The sequence below is a fragment of the uncultured Apibacter sp. genome (assembly GCF_946479295.1).
Taxonomy (GTDB): domain Bacteria; phylum Bacteroidota; class Bacteroidia; order Flavobacteriales; family Weeksellaceae; genus Apibacter.
In genome coordinates this window covers 1-22,331 of sequence record NZ_CAMLFD010000021.1, presented here as the reverse complement: position 1 = coordinate 22,331, position 22,331 = coordinate 1, and the positions used below count along the sequence as shown (strand labels likewise).

The 22,331-nt window shown below is 30.4% G+C and carries 21 protein-coding genes, 4 tRNA genes and 1 riboswitch; of the genes, 11 read left to right on the top strand and 14 right to left on the bottom strand.

The window, feature by feature from the left end:
• A riboswitch (TPP riboswitch) is annotated at positions 1-94 on the bottom strand.
• Positions 95-104: 10 nt separating this feature from the next.
• From Q0T35_RS10440 to metN, 10 genes are all read right to left on the bottom strand, one after another.
• On the bottom strand, positions 105-806 hold the full coding sequence (locus Q0T35_RS10440) for a C40 family peptidase (RefSeq protein WP_293916910.1): 702 nt from the start codon (positions 804-806) through the stop codon (positions 105-107).
• A gap of 237 nt (positions 807-1,043) precedes the next feature.
• Positions 1,044-1,427, bottom strand: coding sequence for a DUF3276 family protein (locus tag Q0T35_RS10435; RefSeq protein ID WP_293916912.1), 384 nt, complete (start codon positions 1,425-1,427; stop codon positions 1,044-1,046).
• Between the two features lie 120 nt (positions 1,428-1,547).
• On the bottom strand, positions 1,548-3,305 hold the full coding sequence (locus tag Q0T35_RS10430; protein WP_295842992.1) for an ABC transporter ATP-binding protein: 1,758 nt from the start codon (positions 3,303-3,305) through the stop codon (positions 1,548-1,550).
• 117 nt (positions 3,306-3,422) lie between these two features.
• Positions 3,423-4,427 carry an aspartate-semialdehyde dehydrogenase gene (locus Q0T35_RS10425; RefSeq protein ID WP_295842991.1) on the bottom strand — a complete coding sequence of 335 codons (1,005 nt, stop codon included), beginning with the start codon at positions 4,425-4,427 and terminating at the stop codon, positions 3,423-3,425.
• Between the two features lie 38 nt (positions 4,428-4,465).
• Entirely contained in the window at positions 4,466-4,897 is a 432-nt protein-coding gene (locus tag Q0T35_RS10420; protein WP_293916918.1) for a hypothetical protein, read from the bottom strand.
• A gap of 121 nt (positions 4,898-5,018) precedes the next feature.
• On the bottom strand, positions 5,019-6,263 hold the full coding sequence (locus Q0T35_RS10415) for a type IX secretion system plug protein domain-containing protein (RefSeq protein ID WP_295842990.1): 1,245 nt from the start codon (positions 6,261-6,263) through the stop codon (positions 5,019-5,021).
• A 26-nt stretch (positions 6,264-6,289) separates the two neighbouring features.
• Complete coding sequence (gene mtgA, locus Q0T35_RS10410; RefSeq protein WP_293916923.1) at positions 6,290-6,952, bottom strand: monofunctional biosynthetic peptidoglycan transglycosylase; 663 nt, start codon at positions 6,950-6,952, stop codon at positions 6,290-6,292.
• A gap of 37 nt (positions 6,953-6,989) precedes the next feature.
• A complete protein-coding gene (metQ, locus tag Q0T35_RS10405; protein WP_293916926.1) occupies positions 6,990-7,793 on the bottom strand; it encodes a methionine ABC transporter substrate-binding lipoprotein MetQ in 804 nt (267 codons plus the stop codon).
• Between the two features lie 48 nt (positions 7,794-7,841).
• Positions 7,842-8,495 carry a methionine ABC transporter permease MetI gene (gene metI / locus Q0T35_RS10400; RefSeq protein WP_293916929.1) on the bottom strand — a complete coding sequence of 218 codons (654 nt, stop codon included), beginning with the start codon at positions 8,493-8,495 and terminating at the stop codon, positions 7,842-7,844.
• On the bottom strand, positions 8,488-9,519 hold the full coding sequence (gene metN, locus Q0T35_RS10395) for a methionine ABC transporter ATP-binding protein MetN (protein ID WP_295842988.1): 1,032 nt from the start codon (positions 9,517-9,519) through the stop codon (positions 8,488-8,490). The genes metI and metN overlap by 8 nt, the downstream gene beginning before the upstream one ends.
• A gap of 236 nt (positions 9,520-9,755) precedes the next feature.
• Between metN and Q0T35_RS11205 the strand changes: the two genes are divergently transcribed.
• The gene (locus Q0T35_RS11205; protein WP_366937745.1) at positions 9,756-10,877 is read left to right on the top strand and encodes a nitroreductase family protein; all 1,122 of its coding nucleotides are present in this window, start codon (positions 9,756-9,758) and stop codon (positions 10,875-10,877) included.
• Between the two features lie 185 nt (positions 10,878-11,062).
• Here Q0T35_RS11205 and Q0T35_RS10380 read toward each other — a convergent pair.
• Positions 11,063-11,146: transfer RNA gene (locus tag Q0T35_RS10380), tRNA-Leu, on the bottom strand.
• 94 nt (positions 11,147-11,240) lie between these two features.
• Between Q0T35_RS10380 and Q0T35_RS10375 the strand changes: the two genes are divergently transcribed.
• From Q0T35_RS10375 to Q0T35_RS10360, 4 genes are all read left to right on the top strand, one after another.
• Complete coding sequence (locus Q0T35_RS10375) at positions 11,241-11,666, top strand: type II 3-dehydroquinate dehydratase (protein WP_295842986.1); 426 nt, start codon at positions 11,241-11,243, stop codon at positions 11,664-11,666.
• Between the two features lie 28 nt (positions 11,667-11,694).
• Positions 11,695-12,711 carry an AI-2E family transporter gene (locus Q0T35_RS10370; RefSeq protein WP_293916936.1) on the top strand — a complete coding sequence of 339 codons (1,017 nt, stop codon included), beginning with the start codon at positions 11,695-11,697 and terminating at the stop codon, positions 12,709-12,711.
• Between the two features lie 146 nt (positions 12,712-12,857).
• Positions 12,858-13,247 carry a peptide-methionine (R)-S-oxide reductase MsrB gene (gene msrB / locus Q0T35_RS10365; protein ID WP_295842985.1) on the top strand — a complete coding sequence of 130 codons (390 nt, stop codon included), beginning with the start codon at positions 12,858-12,860 and terminating at the stop codon, positions 13,245-13,247.
• A gap of 41 nt (positions 13,248-13,288) precedes the next feature.
• Positions 13,289-13,912, top strand: a complete 624-nt coding sequence (locus Q0T35_RS10360) for an L-threonylcarbamoyladenylate synthase (protein WP_295842984.1) — start codon at positions 13,289-13,291, stop codon at positions 13,910-13,912.
• Positions 13,913-14,115: 203 nt separating this feature from the next.
• Here Q0T35_RS10360 and Q0T35_RS10355 read toward each other — a convergent pair whose 3' ends face one another.
• Together Q0T35_RS10355 and nhaA are read right to left on the bottom strand one after the other, a co-directional pair.
• On the bottom strand, positions 14,116-17,031 hold the full coding sequence (locus Q0T35_RS10355) for a pitrilysin family protein (protein WP_295812893.1): 2,916 nt from the start codon (positions 17,029-17,031) through the stop codon (positions 14,116-14,118).
• Between the two features lie 43 nt (positions 17,032-17,074).
• Positions 17,075-18,226 carry a Na+/H+ antiporter NhaA gene (nhaA, locus tag Q0T35_RS10350; protein WP_293916941.1) on the bottom strand — a complete coding sequence of 384 codons (1,152 nt, stop codon included), beginning with the start codon at positions 18,224-18,226 and terminating at the stop codon, positions 17,075-17,077.
• 336 nt (positions 18,227-18,562) lie between these two features.
• Between nhaA and Q0T35_RS10345 the strand changes: the two genes are divergently transcribed.
• From Q0T35_RS10345 to Q0T35_RS10320, 6 genes are all read left to right on the top strand, one after another.
• Positions 18,563-19,324 carry a class I SAM-dependent methyltransferase gene (locus tag Q0T35_RS10345; protein WP_293916942.1) on the top strand — a complete coding sequence of 254 codons (762 nt, stop codon included), beginning with the start codon at positions 18,563-18,565 and terminating at the stop codon, positions 19,322-19,324.
• Between the two features lie 178 nt (positions 19,325-19,502).
• Positions 19,503-20,726 (top strand): folylpolyglutamate synthase/dihydrofolate synthase family protein, encoded by a 1,224-nt coding sequence (locus Q0T35_RS10340; RefSeq protein WP_295842983.1) that lies wholly within the window; start codon positions 19,503-19,505, stop codon positions 20,724-20,726.
• 97 nt (positions 20,727-20,823) lie between these two features.
• Positions 20,824-20,898: transfer RNA gene (locus Q0T35_RS10335), tRNA-Val, on the top strand.
• A gap of 47 nt (positions 20,899-20,945) precedes the next feature.
• Positions 20,946-21,016: transfer RNA gene (locus Q0T35_RS10330), tRNA-Gln, on the top strand.
• A 91-nt stretch (positions 21,017-21,107) separates the two neighbouring features.
• A complete protein-coding gene (rpsT, locus tag Q0T35_RS10325) occupies positions 21,108-21,362 on the top strand; it encodes a 30S ribosomal protein S20 (protein WP_295812902.1) in 255 nt (84 codons plus the stop codon).
• Positions 21,363-21,378: 16 nt separating this feature from the next.
• A tRNA-Glu gene (locus Q0T35_RS10320) sits at positions 21,379-21,450 on the top strand.
• Positions 21,451-21,732: 282 nt separating this feature from the next.
• Here the strand turns inward: Q0T35_RS10320 and Q0T35_RS10315 are convergent.
• On the bottom strand, positions 21,733-22,155 hold the full coding sequence (locus Q0T35_RS10315; RefSeq protein WP_295812907.1) for a helix-turn-helix transcriptional regulator: 423 nt from the start codon (positions 22,153-22,155) through the stop codon (positions 21,733-21,735).
• Positions 22,156-22,331: the final 176 nt, after the last annotated feature.

Genomic DNA, 22,331 nt, shown 5'->3' with positions numbered 1-22,331 from the left:
AAATCTTCATCTAAGATTTCCCTTGACAACATTACTTGTCCAGGTTCTTAGGGTATAATCTCAGCCGTTTTAAACAGCACCCCTTTAATGTTTATAAATTTATTTTATACGGAAGCTTTAGCTATTTTGTCATTATTTTGAGCTTCCTCATCTGAATCTGAATTTAAAATTCTTTTACCGGTTCTGAATTTTGAGTTCCAATAAGCTTTATCAAGAGAAGAAATAGTAACGCCTTTTGATGAAGAGGCATGAATAAAAAATATTTCTCCAGAAGGGCTTACACTTTCTACAATTCCAACATGAGAAATCCTGCTTTTAGGAGTGTGTGCAAAGAAAATTAAATCTCCTTTTTTCAAATTATGTTTGGAAACATATGTTCCCTTATGTGATTGCTCGATTGATGTCCGAGGTAAAGAAATATTTAATGCGGCAAATACATGCTGAACAAAAGATGAACAATCTATTCCACGTCTTGTTGTGCCTCCATATTTATAGGGAGTTCCTAAATAAGTTCTAGCTTCGCTCAATAAATTATATGCAGTTTTAGAAAAATTTTTTTCGGCATAAATATTGCTGTCTTCATCAAAAACTACATCTTTTTTTGTGTTGGTAGTAGTAGAATGATATTCATTACTAACTAAAACTGGATCTGAAATTTTAACATTTTTTGGATGATACGACACCAACATTTCGTTGGTAGTTGGATATTTATAAGTATCATTGCTGGCTACATAGTTAGACACACAAGAAGTAGTAGTTATTGAAAGGACATTAATAACAAAAAGTATTTTTATTATAGACTTCATAAATTCAAAATAGACTTCATAAATTCAAAGATGATACAAAAATTTTTTTGGTTATCAAAAATAATAATCATATGTATATATATATGATCACTTTAACTTTTTTTACAAATATTTAACATTTTATTTTAAAATGTTAAATAAAAGTTAAATTTATAATTAGAATAAAAAACAGATAGTTGAACATCAACTATCTGTTTTATTTATGTAGAATACGTTTATATTTTAATAAGTTACGAACTAAATATCATCAAATTCAACATTTGTATAATTTGAGATATTTGTAGGATTTGCTCCGTCTTTATTTTCTTCAGATTGCAAATGGAAATCGTCTCTATGTCTTTCAGATATAACTTTTTCTCCGGTTTCTTTAATGATGAAAGCGGTAGTTTCTTCAAAGATGTCTTTAAAATTTTTAAAATCTTCTTTATATAAGTAAATTTTAAATTTTTTGAAACCTAAAGCACCCTCTTCAGAAATGTTCTTTTTACTCTCAGTAATTGTTAAATAATAATCACCTGCTTTAGTCTCTCTTACATCGAAAAAATAAGTTCTTTTTCCTGCTCTTAATACTTTAGAGAAAATTTCGTTTTCTTTCTTCTCTACATTTTCAAAATCATTCATCATATATGTGTTTTGTTTTTTATTGCCTTAAATTATATCTTTTAAGGGATAATAAAATATTACTTTTTTTGTTTAAACAGAGCAAAAATATAAAAAATACTCTTAAAATAGCAATTGTTTTTACGATAGTTTTTGCGTAATTTGTTTTTTATACAATTCAGAATAAAAACCTTGTTTTGAAATAAGATCGGAATGAGTTCCTATCTCAATAATTTTACCTTGATCTAATACGATAACCCTGCTCGAATTTTTAGCTGATGAAACTCTATGCGTAATTATCAGAGTAGTTTTAATGTCTATATCGTTTTCTATGTTGGATAATATTTTTTCTTCAGTTTCTGTATCAACCGCAGATAAACTGTCGTCAAACAAAAAAATAACAGGTTCTTTTATAAGAGCTCTGGAAATGGAAATGCGTTGTTTTTGACCTCCAGATAGAGTTACACCTCTTTCTCCTACTTCAGTTTGATATTTATCTTTAAATTCTATAATATTAGAATGAATTTCAGCTTTTTTAGCAAATTTTATAACATCTTCCATCTTGGCATTTTCCACTCCATAAGAAATGTTACTGAAAATTGTATCTGAAAATAAAAAACTTTCTTGAGGTACATATCCGATTTTATCTCTAATTAAACTTAAATTATGATCCGAAAGTGGTTTATCGTTAACAAAAATTTTACCGGAATCGGGCTCAATGAGTCGTTCTAATAATAAGGCAATAGTAGATTTTCCAGAACCGGTTTTCCCCATGAATACAATTGTTTCTCCGGGCAGTATTTCAAAAGAAATATTATTTAGTGCTTTAATTCCAGTATTGGGATATGTATAGGAAACATTTTCAAATCTAATTTTTCCTTTTATCGGATAAATGTTTGAATTTGTATTTTTTATTTCCTCTTTAACATTGAGAAAATCGTTTATTCTTTCCATAGAAGCTTCTGCTCTACGTGTCATTGATATTACCCATCCGAGTGCAGTAAACGGCCATATTAATACATTAAGGTAAAGGAAAAAATCAGTAATCGTTCCCACACTAATTTTACCGTTTATATATCGTTCGCCTCCAATATAAAGTATAAATAAATTGCTCAATCCTATCAGAAGAATCATTAATGGAGAAAAAAAAGCTTCTGTTGAAGAAAGAGACAATGATTCTTCCCTATATTGATTAGACTTAGTTACATATTTAGAAATAATATAGTCTTCTTTGGTAAAGGATTTTATAACTCTTATGCCTGAAAAAGAATCTTGTACAAAAGATGATAGTTCAGACTGTTTAGTCTGTACAATTTTAGTTTTCTTATTGATAATCGTACTTTGGTTGTAAATAATGTAAGATAAGAAAGGTAAAGGAATAATAGCATAAAAGGTCATTACGGGATCAGACTCCAACATACATGCGATAATAATTATAAGCATTATTGATAAGTTAGCGCTATACATAATTCCGGGGCCTAAATATTGTCGAACATTTACAACATCTTCACTAATACGATTCATAAGATCACCTATTTTAGATTTCTTATAAAAGGTAAAAGAAAGGGTTTGATAATGTTTATATATATTATTTTTAAGCTCGAATTCAATCCTCCTGGAAGCAACAATAATGGTTTGCCTCATATAAAACTTCATGATACCGGAAATAATAGGAGCTAGAACAATAATTCCACCATACAAAAGAAGTTTTTTAAATAATTGGTTTTTATCCTGAACTTCTGTGCTCGTTAGAGATTGGGCTATAATGTTGACAGCCTTTCCAATAAATTTTATAGGAAAGATCGTTAAGATGTTAGATAAAATTATGAAAATAACTCCATATAAGAGTAATTTTTTATGTTTATAAAAATAAGGATTTAAAGTTTTTAAGGCACTCATGAAAGCAAAGTTACAAAACTTGTTGTTTGTATATCTTATAAACTAAAAAAGTGTATACTAATTTACTTAAATTAGCATACACTTTTCAATTCAATGACTTTATCTACTGTAAATTTGTTATTTTTTGTGTTTAATCAAATATTCAGCGATTTGAACTGCATTAAGAGCCGCTCCTTTTCGTATTTGGTCGCTTACACTCCAGAAAGCTATACCTTTTGGATTGGTAAGGTCTTTACGTATTCTACCTACAAAAACCTCATCCTTTCCCGAAAGAAATAGAGGCATAGGATATTTTTTTTCTGAAGGATTATCTTCCACTACTATCCCATTAAAGTTTTCGAAGGCATTTCTAACTTGTTCTACAGTTAATTCATCTTCAGTTTCCACCCATATGCTTTCAGAATGTGCTCTCATAACAGGTACACGAACACAGGTCGCAGATACTGCTATATCCGAATGCATAATTTTACGGGTTTCATTAAACATTTTCATTTCTTCTTTCGTATATCCATTATCCGTGAAAACATCAATATGAGGAATTAAATTTAGAGCTAATTGATAAGCAAATTTTTCAACTTTTACCTCTTCTCCTAAAGAAGATTGTTTTAATTGTTCAATTAATTCATTCATGGCTTCTCCGCCTGCACCCGAAGCAGATTGGTAGGAAGAAATATGAACTCTTTTTATATGTGAGAGTTGTTCAATGGGTTTTAGTGATACAACCATTTGTATGGTAGTACAGTTAGGATTGGCAATAATATTTTTTGGTGTATGTAAAGCATCTTCAGCATTGACTTCAGGTACGACCAAGGGAACCTCATCATCCATTCTGAATGCTGATGAATTATCTATCATAATAGCTCCGTGCTTGGTAATTGTTTCAGCAAAATTCAAAGAGGTACTTCCTCCGGCAGATACCAAAGCATAATCTACATCTTCAAAATCATCATTATGTTGGAGTTCCTTGACCTTATATTCTTTTCCTTTGAATGTATAAGTTTGTCCGGCACTTCTCTTGGATCCGAAAAGCACTAAATCGGTTAAAGGAAAATTTCTTTGATCTAAAACTTTGAGAAGCTCTTGCCCTACAGCACCGCTTACTCCAACAATTGCGATTTTCATAAATGATATACTTAAATGATTTATAATACTTTAATTTTTTAAGAAATTAAACTGTTCCAAAATGCCTTAGGAATCATTCCAATTACTAAAGCAAGAGATATTGCTGACATAAGGAGTGTCCATACTGAAATTTTCGGTACTTTTTTAATCCGTGCATTAATTATAGTTATCAATATTCCCGCAATAATCATTGAAAATGGGTGTTCAACATAGTTTCTTCTAATAGAACCGATTCCCATAATATCTTTAATACTGGAAGATTGAAAAATAGGAGAACTGAAAAATAATACTAATCCAATAATTATTTGTGTATGTGTAAATATTAAAGTTATTAATGATATTTTTTTAACTTGTCCGGTTATTGTTCTTTCTTGTAAGTAATAAATAAACGATACAACAGTAAGTAATAATATAAAAACAAGTGTTATCATACCTACATAATGGTGTATGTTCTTAAAAAGTATATACATGGATTTATTTTTATTTCATTTATTTTAATTAACAAAAATAGTAAACCTACGGTAATATAAGGTGATTTTATTAGTTTTTATTAAAAGAATAATAAATAAGACTATAGAAGCAGCGTTTACGTTATAGTCTATTAGCTCTAATTTCACCATATCCAATAAGTGCATCGTATGTTCCGCCAAAAGGTGTGTAATATAACAGACTCTGGTAGAGATTTTCAGTTTGCCAGAAAGATCCTGGAATTTCCGAAAGGCTAAGCTGACCGTTTTTTTTGTCGACGGTTGCTATAGTATAATTATAATAGCCTTGCTTTAATACTATGGTCTTCACGTATCTACCTTGAATTTCATCAAAAATCATTTTATTGGAATCGGAAAGTTCGTAATTATTAAATAATCCCACAATATATAAATCTTTATCATCTAAGGGTTTACTAAAAGCTACTGAAAAATTAACAGGAGTATAATCTCCTTCGCGTCTAGCATCCCTTTCTTGATTAAGATCAAAGCGTCTAAAATAATAAGCACCATTTACATCAGGATTATATGCGTAATCTAAAGGATAAGGAGCAATCGGATATAAATACGTAAGATATAAAGGGTTGCTTTCTTGAGATTCTGAGACTCCATAACCGGGTACAGAAATATTTTTAGTATCGAAAGTATAAAATTCATTACCCCCTTCGAAAGCATTAGATAATTGTCCAAATGTGAAAGAATTTCCGTTAACAAATTGAGGTTCTATATTACAAATGCTATTTTTCCAATTATTATTTTGCAATATGCATAAAGAAAGTTGCCTGGTCGAAATTGAATTGATTCCCGAAACAGAAGCCTGCGCTATTACTCGCTGTGTTATATTTGAATTTTTAGCTGTTGAGTATCTTTCATATCCCACATTGATATGTGCAAAATCTTCATAAAATGAAATTCTTTTGCTAAATAAGGGTTTGTGATTTTCATTATAAACAGTCAAAAGGTAATTTCCGGAAACTTTAGGTTGCATGTCTTTGTTAGGAAATTCCAAAGTATAATGTGTATAATTTTGTCGTGTATTAAAAGAGGGTTGATAATCATATATTTGAGGTAAGGTATATCCGTCAATATATTCGGATTCAAAAAGCTGATCTTCATTCCAATTCCTGTCAAAATGCTTTATAGTATAATATATTTTTTCATAACCTTTATCTAAAATATCAAAAGTTAATACAAACATACCCTTTCCCATTTGTATGAACGGGGTTTCATCATTCGTATCGGGATTGAATAATTGAATTCCATTCACCGACGAGCTGTAAATTTTTTCTAACGCTTTTTGAGAAAAGCAAAATTGAGAAAGTAAGCATAATAGAAAAACTTTTTTTAACATTTCAATTTTTTATAGGTTATAGTTTATTATTGAGAAAATTTTACCAAATCCTTTATGTTTGACATTTGACGCAAAATCCAAACTTTTCTTTTTTGGATAAAATTCCCATTAATATCTTTTCCATATACTCTAGGATTAGGTAATAGAGCAGCTAAAGTTGCAGCTTCACTATTAGTAAGTTTATAGGCTGATTTATGAAAGTAATGTTTAGAAGCAGCCTCTATTCCGTAAATACCATCACCAAATTCTATTACATTTAAATAAACTTCCATAATTCTTTTTTTTCCCCAGATCCATTCTATCAAGCAAGTAAAATAAGCTTCAAGACTTTTTCGTATAAAATTTCTGCCATTCCATAAAAATACATTTTTTGCGGTTTGTTGTGAAATGGTACTACCTCCTCTTTTAGTAATTTCTAGTTTTACAATAATTCTTTGTATCTCCTTAAAATCAAACCCCTTATGTTTAAGATAATTTTGGTCTTCACTTGCAATAACTGCCAATTTTATTGAGTTTGGTATACTGTCCAAAGGAATCCATTTTTTTTCTATTTTCGCACCATTTACAAGATATCTTTTTAACATTAATTGCGTATAAGGAACCGGTAACCATTTATATACAAAGACCATAATAATGGATAGTAAAACTAATGCAAAAAATAATCTTTTAAGCCATTTAAAAATAGTCATTAAAAATTAATTGTTGTATTGATATATAATTATTTACTTACCATCCTTTGACAGCTCCTCCTTTAAATTCACGATTGGTAGTTTCTGCAACTTCATCTGATTGATAAGCCTTAACAAACTTTTTTACATTTTCTGCGTCTTTATTATCTTCTCTCGAAACAATTACATTCATATAAGGAGAATCTTTGTCTTCAACAAACAGACCGTCTTTTAAGGTAAAACCATCTTTTGCAGCAAAGGTATTATTGATAATTGCAACCGCTACTTTATTATCATTAAGAATTTCTGTTAGGATGGCAGGATCTAAATCAACTATTTTTAAATTTTTAGGATTTTCAATTATATCAGAAGCGCTGGAAGTAAGACTTTTCGGATCTTTTAATTTTATTAACCCTTCTTTTTGTAATAGTAATAAGGCTCTTCCTCGATTGGTAGCATCATTAGGTATTCCAATTGTACTACCGGGTTGTAACTCCTCAATTGATTTAATTTTTTTAGAATATCCTGCCAAGGGATAAATAAAAGTATTTCCGACAATGGCTAACTTATATCCCCTCTGTTTGATGATATTATCTAAAAAAGGTTTATGTTGAATAATGTTAATGTCTATATCGCCATCATTTAATGCAGTGTTAGGTAAAATATAATCATTAAATTCCACTAATTCTACATCTAAGTCATATTTTTCCTTAGCAATTTTTTGTGCGGTTTGTGCGACTACAAACTCTGGTCCTGATTCTACACCTACCTTAATATAATTCGGATTTTTTGCTTGATCTTTTTTACAAGAACTAAATAATATAGCAGAAATAATAAAGGTAAAGATTATTAATTTTTTCATTATAATTATATATTAAACTCTCGATTTTGTAATTTATGTAATTAAGTTTTATCGGTGATCAACTTTTTTTGAAAGATAATCTCCGGTAAATTGTATAGCAAAAACAAGTAAAACTAATAATAATAATACAAAATTCATAATTTCCATGTTTTTGTTTACATATCCTTCTTGGTATCCAATCTTACCTAGCCCACCCGCACCGACTGTTCCTCCCATTGCCGAATATCCAACCAATGTGATTAAAGAAATCGTAGCACAATTAATAAGCGAAGGTAAAGCTTCCGGAAGTAATACTTTTTTAATAATTTGAAGGGGAGTGGCCCCCATAGCTTTCGATGCTTCCACTAAACCATTGGGAACTTCTATAAGGCTGTTTTCAACCATTCTTGCAATAAAAGGAGCGATACCTAAGCTTAAAGGTACTAATGCAGCAGGTACCCCAATAGAAGTTCCTACGATCATACGGGTAAAAGGAATCATCCATACAATTAAAATAATAAACGGTATCGCGCGGAAAATATTAACTATGGTAGAAACCGTATGATTGATAACAAGATTTTCTTTAAGCTGTCCTTTACGTGTGATAAATAAAAGGATTCCAACGGGTAACCCTAGTAAATATCCAAAAAAACCGGAGACGAAAGTCATAACAATAGTTTCCCAGGTTCCTTTTGCTAAGAGATCAATAATTGAATTAGACATATCCTAATAAAGTTACTTTAATGTTTTTACTTTGTAAATATTCTATGGCAGCCTGTTCATTGGAAACATTGCCGATAATTTCTGTTAACATAACGCCGAATTTAATTCCGCCTGCATAGTCCATTTGTGCACTTATGATATTATTATTAGTATCAAAGAGCCTTGAAATTTCCGATAATACCGGCTCGTCAACCGTATTTCCGGATATTTGTAATTTCAATAACGGGTGTTTTCCTTCTTGGGATATAGGAGTTATACGTTCTTGATAATCTATAGGTATTTCTAAATGTAGTGAAGAAGATATAAAACGTTGAGCCAATTCTGTTTTAGGATTCGAAAAAATTTCTGAAACACTTCCCTGCTCAATAATTTTTCCCCCATTCATTACAGCTATATCATCACAAATTTGCTTGACTACATCCATTTCATGGGTAATAAGTAAAATTGTTATTCCTAATTCTTTATTTAAATCTTTAAGCAAAGATAGAATAGAGCGAGTCGTTGCTGGATCAAGTGCGCTGGTAGCTTCATCGGATAGCAACACTTTAGGGTTGTTGGCAAGTGTCCTGGCGATAGCTACTCTTTGCTTTTGTCCACCTGAAAGATTTGCTGGATACTGATCTAATTTATCAGTAAGTCCTACTAATTCTATAAGCTCATATACTCTTTTTTTTATTTCAGACTTAGGGGTACGATTTAATTCCAAAGGAAAAGCTATATTTTCAAATACTGTACGAGAAGAAAGTAGATTGAAATGTTGAAATATCATACCTATATTGGTACGAGCGGAGGCTAATTTAGAAGGAGTAAGAGTCATAAGGTTTTGGCCATCAATCCATACTTCTCCTGAATTAGGTCTTTCCAATAAATTAACACATCTGATCAGTGTGCTTTTTCCGGCACCCGATTCCCCGATTACCCCCACAATCTTTCCAGCAGGAACAGATAAAGAAATATCGGAAAGGGCTATATTTTTCTTGCCTTTAAATTCGAATGTTTTGGTAATATTTTTTAACTCAATCATTGAATTGATTAAATTTTTTTAGGTCTTTATACATTTATAACGTATGTGCAAAGGTACAAATAGTATATAGAAACTCCCATTAAAATGAAATTATTAAGAATAAGAAGCTTTGGTGTAAATAATGGATGAGTGTTGCAAATAAATCAATTTAATATTTATACTTTAAAATAATCTTTCTATAAAATAAATTTGCTTATTAATTGTGCGCAATTTAATTTTGTTCAATCTAAAATGATATGGATAGTTTAAAACTTACAGACCAATTGTGCTTCCCGATATATGCCTTGTCTAGGCAAATTACAACTTTGTACAGGCCATATTTGGACAAATTGGGAATCACCTATCCACAATATTTAGTCATGCTGGTTTTATGGGAATATGAAGAAATTTGTGTAAAAAACATTGGCAAATTATTATGGCTGGATAGCGGGACATTAACTCCTCTTTTAAAAAGAATGGAAGAGAACGGTCTCATTTTGAGATGTCGCTCTAAGCAGGATGAAAGACATATGTTCATTTATCTTTCTGAAGAAGGGAGAAAAATGAAAGAAAACGCTTATATAATTCATCGAATTCTGAAAAAGGAATTATGCATGAAAGAAAAAGAATTTTTAGAGTATCAAAAACAATTTTATAAGCTATTAACCATCGTTACGAACAAGTGCAAGTGTAAAAATAAAGAAGAATTAAAAGATAAATATTTAAAAGAAAGTAAAATTGATATGGAATTAATAAAATCATTGCAGTGGAGGTATGCGACTAAAAAATTTGATCCTTCTAAAAAAGTAGAGCAATCCTTAGTTGATCAAATTATTGAGGCTGCATGGCTTGCCCCTACTTCTTCAGGCCTACAGCCCTTTAAAGTTATAGAAATTACAAACCAAGAATTGAAAAAAAAGATGGTTTCCATATCCAAGGACCAAAAACAAGTAGAAGACTGTTCTCATATTTTAGTATTTGCTGCCTGGGATAATTATACAGAAAAAAGGATAGATACCATTTACGGTCATATTACCGGAGAACGAAATCAGCCAGCAGATGCTTACAAAAGTTATACTGATCGTATCAAAGGAGTATACCTGAACAGAGCTGCAGAACTTAATTTTGAGCATGCTGCTAAACAGACTTATATAGCTTTTGGGTTATCAATTGCCGCCGCTGCCGAGTTGAAAGTAGACACAACACCAATGGAAGGATTTGAAAATGAGGCCATAGATGAGCTATTAAATTTAAAAGAGTTAGGGTTGAAAAGTGTGGTTATGCTTCCTTTAGGATATAGAGATGAAGATAACGATTGGAACGTAAATTATCCCAAGGTAAGACATCCCAAGAAAGATTTTTTAATTAAAATTAAATAGAAATAAAATAAGTTTATACATTTTTAAAAATTTAAATGGTAAGAGACTTTATCTTTAAAGGTCTCTTATTTTTTATTTGTAGGGTATACAATATTTGAGATGAAATTAAAATCTGGATGTGAGATAAAATTAGGTAAAGGTTATGATGAATATAATAAATAGGAAGTAAACAGAGTATGTTTATGTACCCAGGGCGGGAATCGAACCCGCACGATATTGCTACCACTGGATTTTGAGTCCAGCGCGTCTACCAATTCCGCCACCTGGGCATTAATTTCAGGTGTGCAAATATACTTAAATATTTTTTTTTATCAAAATTTATGTTTATTTCATTCATTCTTTACTATATTCGTAAAAAAGATTATGAAAATATTAATTATAAATGGTCCCAATTTAAATCTGCTAGGTCAAAGAGAGACAGATATTTACGGTCATTATTCGTTTGAAGATTATTTTAAGCATTTACAGAAGAAATTTTTAGATTTGAAATTGGAATACTATCAAACTAACCATGAAGGCTCGATTATTGATAAAATTCATCAAAGAGGATTTAAATATGATGGCATTGTAATTAATCCGGGAGCTTACACTCACTATTCTTATGCAATATATGATGCTTTGAAGTCGGTAACGGCACCTGCTATAGAAGTTCATATTTCGGATATCGAAAAAAGAGAAGAATTTCGAAAGATTTCTGTAATCAAGGATGCGTGTGTACATCAGATCAAAGGAAAAGGGCTGCCCGGATATGAAGAAGCCATTGAATATTTAGTAAAAATGAAAGAATAGTCTCATTTACTATATTTTACAGGGAACAATGAAGGAAAAAATAAGTGCAAAAGTAATACATCAGATTTTATTTCTTATACTAATAATAGCTCTTTTTATTCTAATTATTAGTCAGTTGGCTGTATTTCTTCCAAGTTTATTAGGAGCTATAACTTTATATGCTCTTTCAAAAGATTTTTTTTTATATTTAACAGAGAAAAAGGGATTAAAAAAGTGGCTATCAATAATTATTGTTTTTTTATTAGCCTCCATAATTATTTCGATTCCGATTTTCTTTATCATTGAGCTTACCTATTCTCAGGTACAAACAGCAATAACATATTTCAATAAGATAAATGATTCCCTTGTAGAAGTTGTAAATGATTTACAGGTTAGATACGGGCTTAATATATTAAGTAAGGATAATATCATTAAAGCTACTGCTTGGGTAGGTAAAATTGTGCCAAGGATATTAAATTCAACAGTGAATACCGTTGTGGTTTTCTTTTTTTCATTTGTTCTATTTTATTTTATGATTATGAATATTAGGAAAATGGAAAGCACATTTTTAAAATGGTCTCCATTAAAAGAAGAAAATACCATAAGATTGAGTCATCGATTGAAAAAAATGATACAATCAAATGCGGTAGGAATACCTTTGGTTGCTATAATTCAGGGGATTGTTGGAGTCATTGGTTATAGTATTATTGGGTTGGATAATTTATGGTTTTGGTTTGCTGTTACTACTTTTGCTTCTATGTTGCCTATTGTCGGCTCTGCATTAGCATACGTACCGATTGCGATTTTATTATTTGCTTCAGGAGATACATGGCAATCTGTGTTTGTATTATTATATGGAATTATAATTATAGGAACTTCCGACAATATTGCACGTTTTACAATTTTAAAAAAATTGGATGATGTACATCCCTTGATTACTATTTTCGGAGTAATTTTAGGAATGAATATTTTCGGATTTATAGGATTAATATTCGGTCCAATATTACTTTCTAGTTTCTTTTTACTCTTAGATGTGTATAATAATGAATTTAGTGATGGTCCTTAAAAATGGCTAATTTATTGGAATGAATTTTGATTTTTGTAAGGATGGCGCTAATAACCAAACGATTATACTTTGTAATTGTAACGATTGTCATATTGATATCTTGCTTATCTAAGGACAAGTTGTTTGGAAGTAAAAAAGAAATACAAATGAAGATAGTAAAATCTGAAGAAGAGTGGAAGAAAGAACTTTCCTCCCAAGAATATTATGTATTAAGAGAAAAAGGAACAGAAGCTCCATATAGCGGTAAATTTAATATGCATTTTGAAAAGGGTGTGTATATCTGTAAAGCTTGTGGAACAGTATTGTTTGATAGTAATTCCAAATTTAAATCTCACTGCGGTTGGCCTAGTTTTGACCAGGAAATCGTGAAAGGACGAATTATTGAAAAGTTAGATACTTCTCATGGAATGACACGTATTGAGATTCTATGTGCTAATTGCGGTTCACATTTGGGACATGTTTTTAATGATGGTCCAACAAAAACTGGATTAAGATATTGCGTGAATTCAACCTCATTGGATTTTGTTAAAGAATAATATAACTTTGTAAATGAATTAAGGTTAATAAATTTCGCGCGATGGCAAAAATTATTAAAATCTACCCGGATAATCCGTCAGAAAAATATATAATCGAGATAGTAGAGGTATTAAAAAAGGATGGGATAATTGTATATCCAACCGATACAGTTTACGGATTAGGGTGTGATATTTTTAATCATAAAGCTATGGAAAAGCTTTCGAGAATTAAAAACGTAAAATTAGAAAAAACCAATTTTTCCTTTGTATGCAATGATTTAAGCAACCTTTCACAATATTCAAAACCTATCAATAATAATTTATTTAAACTACTAAAAAGGGCATTACCAGGTCCTTTTACTTTTATTCTAAATGCTTCTAATACATTACCGTCTTACTATAAAAATAAAAAGACAGTAGGTATAAGAATTCCAGATCATCAAATCCCCAGAATAATAGTTGAAAAATTAGGGAACCCTATAGCCTCCACTTCTATCCATGATGATGATGAAATTATGGAATATTCTACTGATCCCGAATTAATTGCCGAAAAATATGATAAAGTAGTAGATATAGTAATTGACAGTGGAGCGGGAGGATATATACCCTCTACGGTTGTTGATTTAACATCAGGTGAGGCAGAAATCTTACGTCAGGGGAAAGGAGATTTAGATTTATATCTTTAAATTATTAAAAATTAAATTAAAATTGACGTTTAAAATTTAAACATACCCTGTACAAAGCCGTTTCATTAAATAAATTAAATACTCAATAAAATCAAATCTATGATTTAAATATAAAAAATACCGAATATTATATTCGGTATTTTGGTGTAATTCATATAGTTTTTTGAAGAAATGAAATTTTTAACTCATATCTTATAAATTTCTTAATAATTAAATAACTCATCAATGCTAAGTTCTTTCACTTTTCCAAGTTTTTTAACAGAGTTCCAATCTAAGCTTTCTTTTTTGCCAATTAGAGATACATTGTAAATTTTTCCTTTAATTTCTTGATTAAAGAAATCTCTAAGATCGGAAAGTTGTAGCGTTTGGATGCGAGAATACATATCTTTTCTTACATCGTAATCGATGCCTCTTTTTTTAGCTGAAAGATATGACCAATAAATGTTTGATTTAGTAATTCTGTCAGATGCAATTTGTTTTAAAGCACTTTTCTTAGCATTGGTAAATTGTTTGTCAATTTCCGGCATATTATTCATAAGCTCTTTCATGGCATCCACAGCTTGCGGCAATTTATTTGCTTGCGTGCCTATATATGATGAAATAAAATCATATTTATCTTTGTCTGAAGCAACAGAGTAACTTGCATAGGCTGAATAGGCTAAAGACTTGCTTTCACGTATTTCTTGAAAGACGATAGAAGAAAGTCCTCTTCCAAAGTATTCTCCAAATACTTTTGCGTAAGGCATCTTGGTAATATCAAATTTTTTACCTCTTGATTGGAAAAGTATCTCCGTTTGTACCATATCATAAGGAGAATAAAATAAACTGCCGTCAGATTCAATTTCTTTGTAAATAATAGGAGTTGAATATTCCTTTGATGTTCCGAAATTATGATATTTCTGAATTGCTTTTTTTATTAAAGATTCATTCGGGCCGAAATAAAAAATTTCATGTTTGTAATCGAAAAGACCTTTACTTAGATTAACCAAGTTCGAAGGATTTTTATTTAGAAGATCATTTTCAGAAATATTATTTCTAATTCTATTATTTTCTCCAAATCTAGCGTATTGAGCAAGGGCATTTAAAATCGATTGCTTATTTAACTTAGAGTTTTTTCTCGCCTTAAGAATTGTTTGTACATATTTTTGATAAGTCTCGGAATCAGGTTTAGCATACTTCCATAAATGCTCAAATAATTCAATTCCTTTTGGAATATTTTTTTCCAATCCTTGTAGGCTTAAAAATATGAGTTCATTTTGAACCTGTATAGAATAGGTAATGCCTATTTTGTAAAATTCTTTTTCAAGTTCAGATTTTGTGTATTTTTCTGTACCTAAAAGAGAGAGATAATTTAAAGCAAGAGCTAACTCTTCATTATTGTCTGAGCCGAAATTGAAGATATAGTACAGTTCTCCTAATTCATTATTTTTATTTTTAATGTAAGCAAGAGAAGTATTTTTTACATTATCAAACTTAATTAAGCTTTGATAATTTATAAATTGAGGTTGAATTTCTTTTTCAGGAATTTGGGCAAATTTTTTATAAAAGTCGGACTGTTCCGTACGGTTTAAGGTTATAGGAGTAATTCCCGGATTTTCTACTCTAACGAGTTTATTGTTCGTACCCTTTTCTTTATAAACGACAACATAATTATCCTTATAGAAATTGTTCGCAAATTTGACAATATCTTCTTTACTTATCTTATCTAATTCGTTGAGTTCATCAAGTATGTTTTGCCAAGAAAGGTTTTGGATAAAAGCATTATACATTTCTGTTGCTACTCCATTGGAAGTATCCCAGCTACTTATACGTTGTGTTTTTAAATCGTTTACTATAGCCTTAATTAACCAGTCTTCAAAATTTCCTTTTTTAATTATCTCAAGCTGATCTAATAAGAGTTTTTGCAATTCTTCCAGTGTCTGACCTTCTCTGGGGGCTCCATATAAAGAATGAAGGCCGTATTCTTTGAAAAATGAGGTATAAGAACCCGCGCCTAAAGCTAACTGTTTTTGATTGATATTAATATCAATTAAGCCAGCTCCCGAATTATTTAAAATCATGTTGACCATTTTCGTGTAAAGCGCTTCTTTACTTCCTGCTCCTTCACATCTAAAGGCTATTTGAATCCTTTCGGAAGAAGGACTTTTTACAACTCTTTTTACGACAGATGTTAAAGGCTTTTCGATCGGTCTATTTAGCACCGGCAATTCTTTATATTGGAAACTTCCAAAATACTTATCTACCAATTGGATGGTCGTATCAAAATCTAAGTCACCTGCAAGAACTACTGCCATATTATTTGGAACATAATACGTCTCATAATACTGATGGATAGCTTTCATAGAAGGATTTTTCAAATGCTCGGATGTTCCTATAGTAGTTTGTTGCCCGTAAGGATGAGTTGGAAATAAAGCGTCCATCATCTCATAATTTACCAAACGCATATCGTTATCCTGTGCACGATTAAATTCTTCATATACGGCTTCAAGTTCAGTATGAAAAAGTCTTAAAACCAATTCGGAAAACCTTTCTTTTTCAACAAATAACCATCTTTCTAATTCATTGGAAGGGATATTGTTTTTATAAACTGTTTCATCGAGCCAAGTATGAGCATTGGTCCCAGTAGCTCCAAGTTCTGAAATCATTTTATCGTATTCATTAGCTATAGCATATTTGGATGCTTCTTGGGAAACCTCATCTATTTTTTTATAAATTTCCTTTTTCTTGTTAGGATTTTTTTCAACCTTATGTTGTTCATATAAATCTGAAATACGAGCTAATAATACAGATTCTTTATCCCAGTTTGACGTTCCCAGTTTACTGGTCCCCTTAAACATCATATGCTCCAAATAGTGAGCAAGACCTGTATTTTCGGATGGGTCATTAGCAGATCCTGTCCGCACCGGAATATAGGTTTGAATCCTTGGTTCGTCATCGTTCCTTGATAAATATACTTTTAAGCCATTTTTTAGTGTATATATTCTTGAGTTTGATGGGTCATTTGATACTGTTTCATAGATATAACCATTTGGATCTGTTGCTATTTTTGCTTTATAAATTTGTGCATTTGTTGTCATTATAAAAAACGTTAGTAAAAGTGATAAAAATATTTTTTTCATATTGATCTTTGGTTTATGGGTGTGAAAATACAAAAGATTTTCGTTAAATTTTCTTTTTTTGATATATTATATATAAATATGTGTATCCAATTAAGGCTGAACATAGTGAGGAAAATAAAATCATAATTTTTGCATGGTTAATATATTCGGATTGTGTTAGCGGATTAAAAGCAAGTAAAGTAATAAAAATAGACATAGTAAATCCAATTCCTCCTAGAAAACCAATGCCTAGCATTTGTTTCCAGCTTGTTTCTAAAGGAAGCTTACATAGTTTTAAAATATTAGCCAAGTAAGTAAAAAGTAGAATTCCTAGAGGTTTTCCAACAACTAACCCCAAAAAGATTCCAAGACAATAAGGTTGAGAGAAAAACTCTTGAAAATTTAATTGAATGGGAAGAGCAGTGTTGGCTAAAGCAAAAAGAGGTATAATTATAAAGTTTACAGGATATTTTAGCAAGGATAATAATTGGGTAGCTTTGCCATTATTGAAAGGTATAGTCAGTGCTACTAATATACCTGCAAGAGTGGCATGTACGCCGGAATGTAACAAACAATACCAAATTCCGATACCTCCCAAAATATAAAGGAATAACCATTTTACATTCAAACGATTAAATAATAACAATAACATCCATATAGCCAAGGCTAAAAATAGAAAATACAGAGAAAGATTTTTAGTGTAAAAAACAGCAATAACTAAAATTGCTCCCAAATCGTCAATCACAGCTAAAGCAGTAAGAAAAATGCGTAGGGATAGGGGGACCTTTTTTCCCAATAAGCTTAAGATGCCTAATGCAAATGCTATATCGGTAGCCATAGGGATACCGGCTCCTGAAATTGTCTCATTACCGAAATTTAAGTAAGCATAGAGGCCTGCCGGAACAATCATACCCCCAAATGCACCTAAAATTGGTAAAAGAGCCTGGGAGAATTTAGAAAGCTTTCCTATATATACTTCATGAATTAGTTCTAACCCAACCATAAGAAAAAATATACTCATTAATCCGTCATTTATAAATTCAGATATGGTTAAAGAATTTCCTTGTAAACTGAAGAAATTTAAATTGCCGAATTTTAAAGAAATGGGCATTTCCCATAATTTGTAATATATAGTATGAAAGGAAGAATTTGCTAACAATATTGAAATAATTGTACATATAATTAGCAAAACACCTACTGACTTCTCATTTCTCATAAAATTATATAACAATTTTTGAAAAGTCTTTATGTATTGTGTTTTTTTATTCGGCATTTATAAAATTTAGTGATGGATTAAAAGATTAAATACAGCTAAAGTATGATTTTAAATTTATATTTTAAAATTAGCCTACATATATACTATTGTTTTTATTAATATGAGAGAAATCAAAAAAAGAGACAATAAAATTCATATTCACGATAATTTTTATATATCCAATTTTTTTTGAGACACAATAATGTAAATGTTTAAATTACATTTTCGTCATATATTAGCTTTAATACAATAAAAGCAATGAATTAATAGTTTTTGTATAATAAAAACATTGAATTAATGCATTTAGTTTTAAAGACTTTGTTCGGTTATTTAGCTAGGCCTCAATTGTATCCGGAATTAATAAGAAAAATCAATAAAAATATTTTTGATAGAGATAGTGCGATTCAAGGAAAAAAAGAATCCGAAATTTGGTGTATGCAAAGAGCCATTAGTCAGGAAGAAGCAATTTATCAATTAACAAACAAAGAATATTCCTTATATAAGGACTTTCCTAAAAGAATGGCAAAAGCAAAAAAAAATGAAACGGAGTGTCCAGTTAAAATGGGAGGAGCAGGAGCATTGGATTTAATATACGCCTTATGCGAGCACACACAGGCAAAAAATGTTATTGAAACTGGAGTAGCTTATGGATGGAGTTCCTTAGCCATTTTATTATCTTTACAAAAAAGAGATGGCAAATTGTATAGCTCAGATATGCCATATTTGGATAGGAATAACGATCGTTGGGTTGGATGTGTAATACCTGAAAAACTAAAAGAATATTGGAAATTATTTACACAAGCAGATAAAGAGTCGCTGCCTAAAATTTTTAAAAAGCAAAAAACTTTTGATATAGCTCATTACGACAGTGATAAAAGTTATAAGGGAAGATTGTGGGCCTATCCTTTATTATGGAAGAGGATTGAAAAAAATGGATTTTTTATCAGTGATGATATTGGCGATAATTCCGCATTCATGGATTGGGTAAACCAAAATAAATTGGAAAGTGTTATTGTAGGCTTTGAAGGAAAATATGTAGGTGTTGTAAAGAAAAAGTAAAAAAATTAGAATATAATTATCGGAATTAAATAAAAGTTCAATCATCACATTACTATGATGGTAAGGTAATAAAATATTTCCTTCATTAGATATTTTTGAGATACAAAGCGAAGATAAAGATCCCATAATAAAAAAATCATTGTAATTTTAATATTATAAAAATTGATTAGATAATGTTATGGAGACATACGAGGAAATTTTAGAGTGGTTATATACTCAGGTATCAAATTATCAAAATGTAGCGAATTCGGCATATAAACCTGGGTTTGAAAATATTTTAAAATTATGCGAAATTTTAGATAATCCTCACAAAAAAATTAAATCTATACATATTGCCGGGACCAACGGGAAAGGAAGCGTTTCCAATATGACCGCTTCTATAATAAAAGAAGCAGGATATAAGGTAGGATTATTTACCTCACCGCATCTTAAAAATTTTACAGAGCGAATCAGAGTAAACGGAGAAGAATGTTCCGCTGATTTTATATACGATTTTTTAATTAAAATAAGAAATTATTTTACTAAAGATTTTAATCCATCATTCTTTGAATTAACCACTGCTATGGCTTTCAGCTATTTTGCCAAACAAAAAGTTGATATAGCAGTTATTGAAGTAGGAATAGGAGGTAGATTGGATTCAACCAATATCATTATTCCTGAAGTATGCGCTATTACTAGTATTTCGATGGATCATGTCGATCTATTAGGAGATACTCTTGAAAAAATTGCCATTGAAAAAGCGGGAATTATCAAAACAGGTGTACCCATAGTAATTGGAGAAGAAAAAGAAGAAATTAAAAAATTACTTATTCATATAGCCCAAGAACGTTGTGCAGAATATATGGATGCAACAAAAAATATAGTAACATATGATTCAGATCTCAAAGGCATTTATCAAGAAAAGAATAAAAAAACAGTTTTAGGTATTATAGAGGTACTAAGAGATAGAGGATATATAATATCTGAGAACACCATTAAAGCTGGATTATTGCATGTCAAAAAAAACATGAATTTCAGAGGAAGATGGGAAGTTTTGCAAAAAGAAAATCCAATGATTATTTGCGATACGGCACATAATGAGGATGGATTTAAACAATTGGTAGAGCAATTTAAACTTGTAAAGTATAAAAAATTAAGGATCGTTATAGGTTTTGTAAAAGGAAAAGATTTGGATAAAATATTTCCTCTGCTGCCACCTCATGCCATATATTATTTTGTTAAACCAGCAATTTATCGGGGAATTCATCCCGATGAATATTCAGAAAAGATCAATATATACTTTAAAAATTATCAAAAATTCAATAGTGTAGCAGAAGGGCTAGAAGCGGCTAAAATCCAGTCTGACAAAGAGGATTTGATATTTATAGGAGGAAGTAATTTTGTAGTTTCTGAAATTTTTTAAAAAAAATATTTGCAAGTATGAAAAATGAGCGTATATTTGCAATCCAATTACGGAACAAAGTAATTAAGAAAAGTTCTTAAAAGTCTTTGTTTTAAAGGGGCGATTAGCTCAGCTGGTTCAGAGCACCTGCCTTACAAGCAGGGGGTCGCAGGTTCGAATCCTGCATCGCCCACAACAAGAAAAACCTTGATTTTTCAGTTAAGGTTTTTTTGTTGGTACAGACCCATGGTGTAACGGTAGCACACCGGTTTTTGGTACCGTTTGTCGGGGTTCGAATCCCTGTGGGTCTACAAAAAAATTAAATGAAAAAGTATATTTGCGGAGAAATAAAAAATAATTACATTTGCACCGCGAATAGATAATGAAAAGAAAGAATTAAAAATGGCAAATCATAAATCAGCAATAAAAAGAATAAAACAGAATCACGTAAGAAGGTTACGTAATAAGTATTACCACAAATCAGCTCGTACAGCTATTAAAGAATTAAGAGCTGAAACAGATAAATCTGTGGCGGAAGGTAAATTGCCATCTGTTTTTTCTCAGATTGATAAGTTAGCTAAAAGAAATATTATTCATAAGAATAAAGCTTCTAACTTAAAATCTAAATTAAACAAGCACGTAAACGCATTAGCATAAAGTAAAAATATTAGTAGGCCCGTTCGTCTATCGGTTAGGACTTCAGATTTTCATTCTGGCAAGAGGGGTTCGACTCCCCTACGGGCTACAGATACAAAAGCTTAATTTATTGTCAGTCAATATTTTAAGCTTTTTTCTTTTTACAATGTTCCGAAAAAAGGAACGATAAATTTTTAACCAATCATCTACCAGTGCTTTACCTCCTCTACCAGTCGCAATATTTTATTGTTAGATTTTTTTATTCTTCCTTCACTAATAAATAATAAAAACGTCCATATATTTTAAGGCGTCTTACTCTTTATTTATTATATTTATTTTACGTGAGAAAATTATTTAAAAGAAGTTTAAATCCGGTTTAAAAGTTGAAAACCTATTTAAGAAACTTTGCCAATAGCTCATCTTTTTCTTTTAGCATTCTTTCGTATAGATCCTGTTTTTCTTTGTGCAACTTTTCTTTTTCATTATAAAGTTCTACTATCTTATCAATTGGGTTGAAATTAAAATAAAATTGATGACTTGTCGACGAATCATAACTATTAGCAGTATTTGCAATAAAATTTAAAGCACCTTCATCATTAAAATTTTTGATAGCATCTACAGGTAACTTTAGAAATTCAGCTACTTTTTTTAATGTTTCTTCTTCTATAACCTCTTTATCTTCCAACTTAGATACCCCTGCTTGGGTAATATTTAATTCAATAGCTAAAGATTCTTGTTTTACCCCTAACATTTCACGGAGTCTTTTTATATTCCTTCCCTGATGTATTTTTTTAGCTGTTATATCTAAATTCATTTTTATAATTTTTTCTTTTTTACAAAGATATAAAATAACTAGTGGAAAATAATTTATTCCTTTTTTGTTGTTTTATATTCCTTTGTGTTATGGGGTATTCTATTGATATTCATTTATTTTACATCTTATAAAGATAGCTGAAATATGATTATGACAATTCAAGAGATAAAAGAAAA

Bases quoted from the DNA above. Each gene is read 5' to 3' on its own strand.
- Q0T35_RS10360 (WP_295842984.1), top strand. From the start codon at position 13,289: ATGGCAAAAATTATTAAAATCTACCCGGATAATCCGTCAGAAAAATAT.
- Q0T35_RS10430 (WP_295842992.1), bottom strand. From the start codon at position 3,305: ATGAGTGCCTTAAAAACTTTAAATCCTTATTTTTATAAACATAAAAAA.
- Q0T35_RS10425 (WP_295842991.1), bottom strand. From the start codon at position 4,427: ATGAAAATCGCAATTGTTGGAGTAAGCGGTGCTGTAGGGCAAGAGCTT.
- Q0T35_RS10435 (WP_293916912.1), bottom strand. From the start codon at position 1,427: ATGAATGATTTTGAAAATGTAGAGAAGAAAGAAAACGAAATTTTCTCT.
- rpsT (WP_295812902.1), top strand. From the start codon at position 21,108: ATGGCAAATCATAAATCAGCAATAAAAAGAATAAAACAGAATCACGTA.
- metI (WP_293916929.1), bottom strand. From the start codon at position 8,495: ATGTCTAATTCAATTATTGATCTCTTAGCAAAAGGAACCTGGGAAACT.
- Q0T35_RS10420 (WP_293916918.1), bottom strand. From the start codon at position 4,897: ATGTATATACTTTTTAAGAACATACACCATTATGTAGGTATGATAACA.
- Q0T35_RS11205 (WP_366937745.1), top strand. From the start codon at position 9,756: ATGGATAGTTTAAAACTTACAGACCAATTGTGCTTCCCGATATATGCC.
- Q0T35_RS10370 (WP_293916936.1), top strand. From the start codon at position 11,695: ATGAAGGAAAAAATAAGTGCAAAAGTAATACATCAGATTTTATTTCTT.
- msrB (WP_295842985.1), top strand. From the start codon at position 12,858: ATGAAGATAGTAAAATCTGAAGAAGAGTGGAAGAAAGAACTTTCCTCC.
- Q0T35_RS10355 (WP_295812893.1), bottom strand. From the start codon at position 17,031: ATGAAAAAAATATTTTTATCACTTTTACTAACGTTTTTTATAATGACA.
- metN (WP_295842988.1), bottom strand. From the start codon at position 9,519: ATGATTGAGTTAAAAAATATTACCAAAACATTCGAATTTAAAGGCAAG.
- Q0T35_RS10415 (WP_295842990.1), bottom strand. From the start codon at position 6,263: ATGTTAAAAAAAGTTTTTCTATTATGCTTACTTTCTCAATTTTGCTTT.
- Q0T35_RS10375 (WP_295842986.1), top strand. From the start codon at position 11,241: ATGAAAATATTAATTATAAATGGTCCCAATTTAAATCTGCTAGGTCAA.
- Q0T35_RS10315 (WP_295812907.1), bottom strand. From the start codon at position 22,155: ATGAATTTAGATATAACAGCTAAAAAAATACATCAGGGAAGGAATATA.
- Q0T35_RS10440 (WP_293916910.1), bottom strand. From the start codon at position 806: ATGAAGTCTATAATAAAAATACTTTTTGTTATTAATGTCCTTTCAATA.
- metQ (WP_293916926.1), bottom strand. From the start codon at position 7,793: ATGAAAAAATTAATAATCTTTACCTTTATTATTTCTGCTATATTATTT.
- Q0T35_RS10345 (WP_293916942.1), top strand. From the start codon at position 18,563: ATGCATTTAGTTTTAAAGACTTTGTTCGGTTATTTAGCTAGGCCTCAA.
- mtgA (WP_293916923.1), bottom strand. From the start codon at position 6,952: ATGACTATTTTTAAATGGCTTAAAAGATTATTTTTTGCATTAGTTTTA.
- nhaA (WP_293916941.1), bottom strand. From the start codon at position 18,226: ATGAGAAATGAGAAGTCAGTAGGTGTTTTGCTAATTATATGTACAATT.
- Q0T35_RS10340 (WP_295842983.1), top strand. From the start codon at position 19,503: ATGGAGACATACGAGGAAATTTTAGAGTGGTTATATACTCAGGTATCA.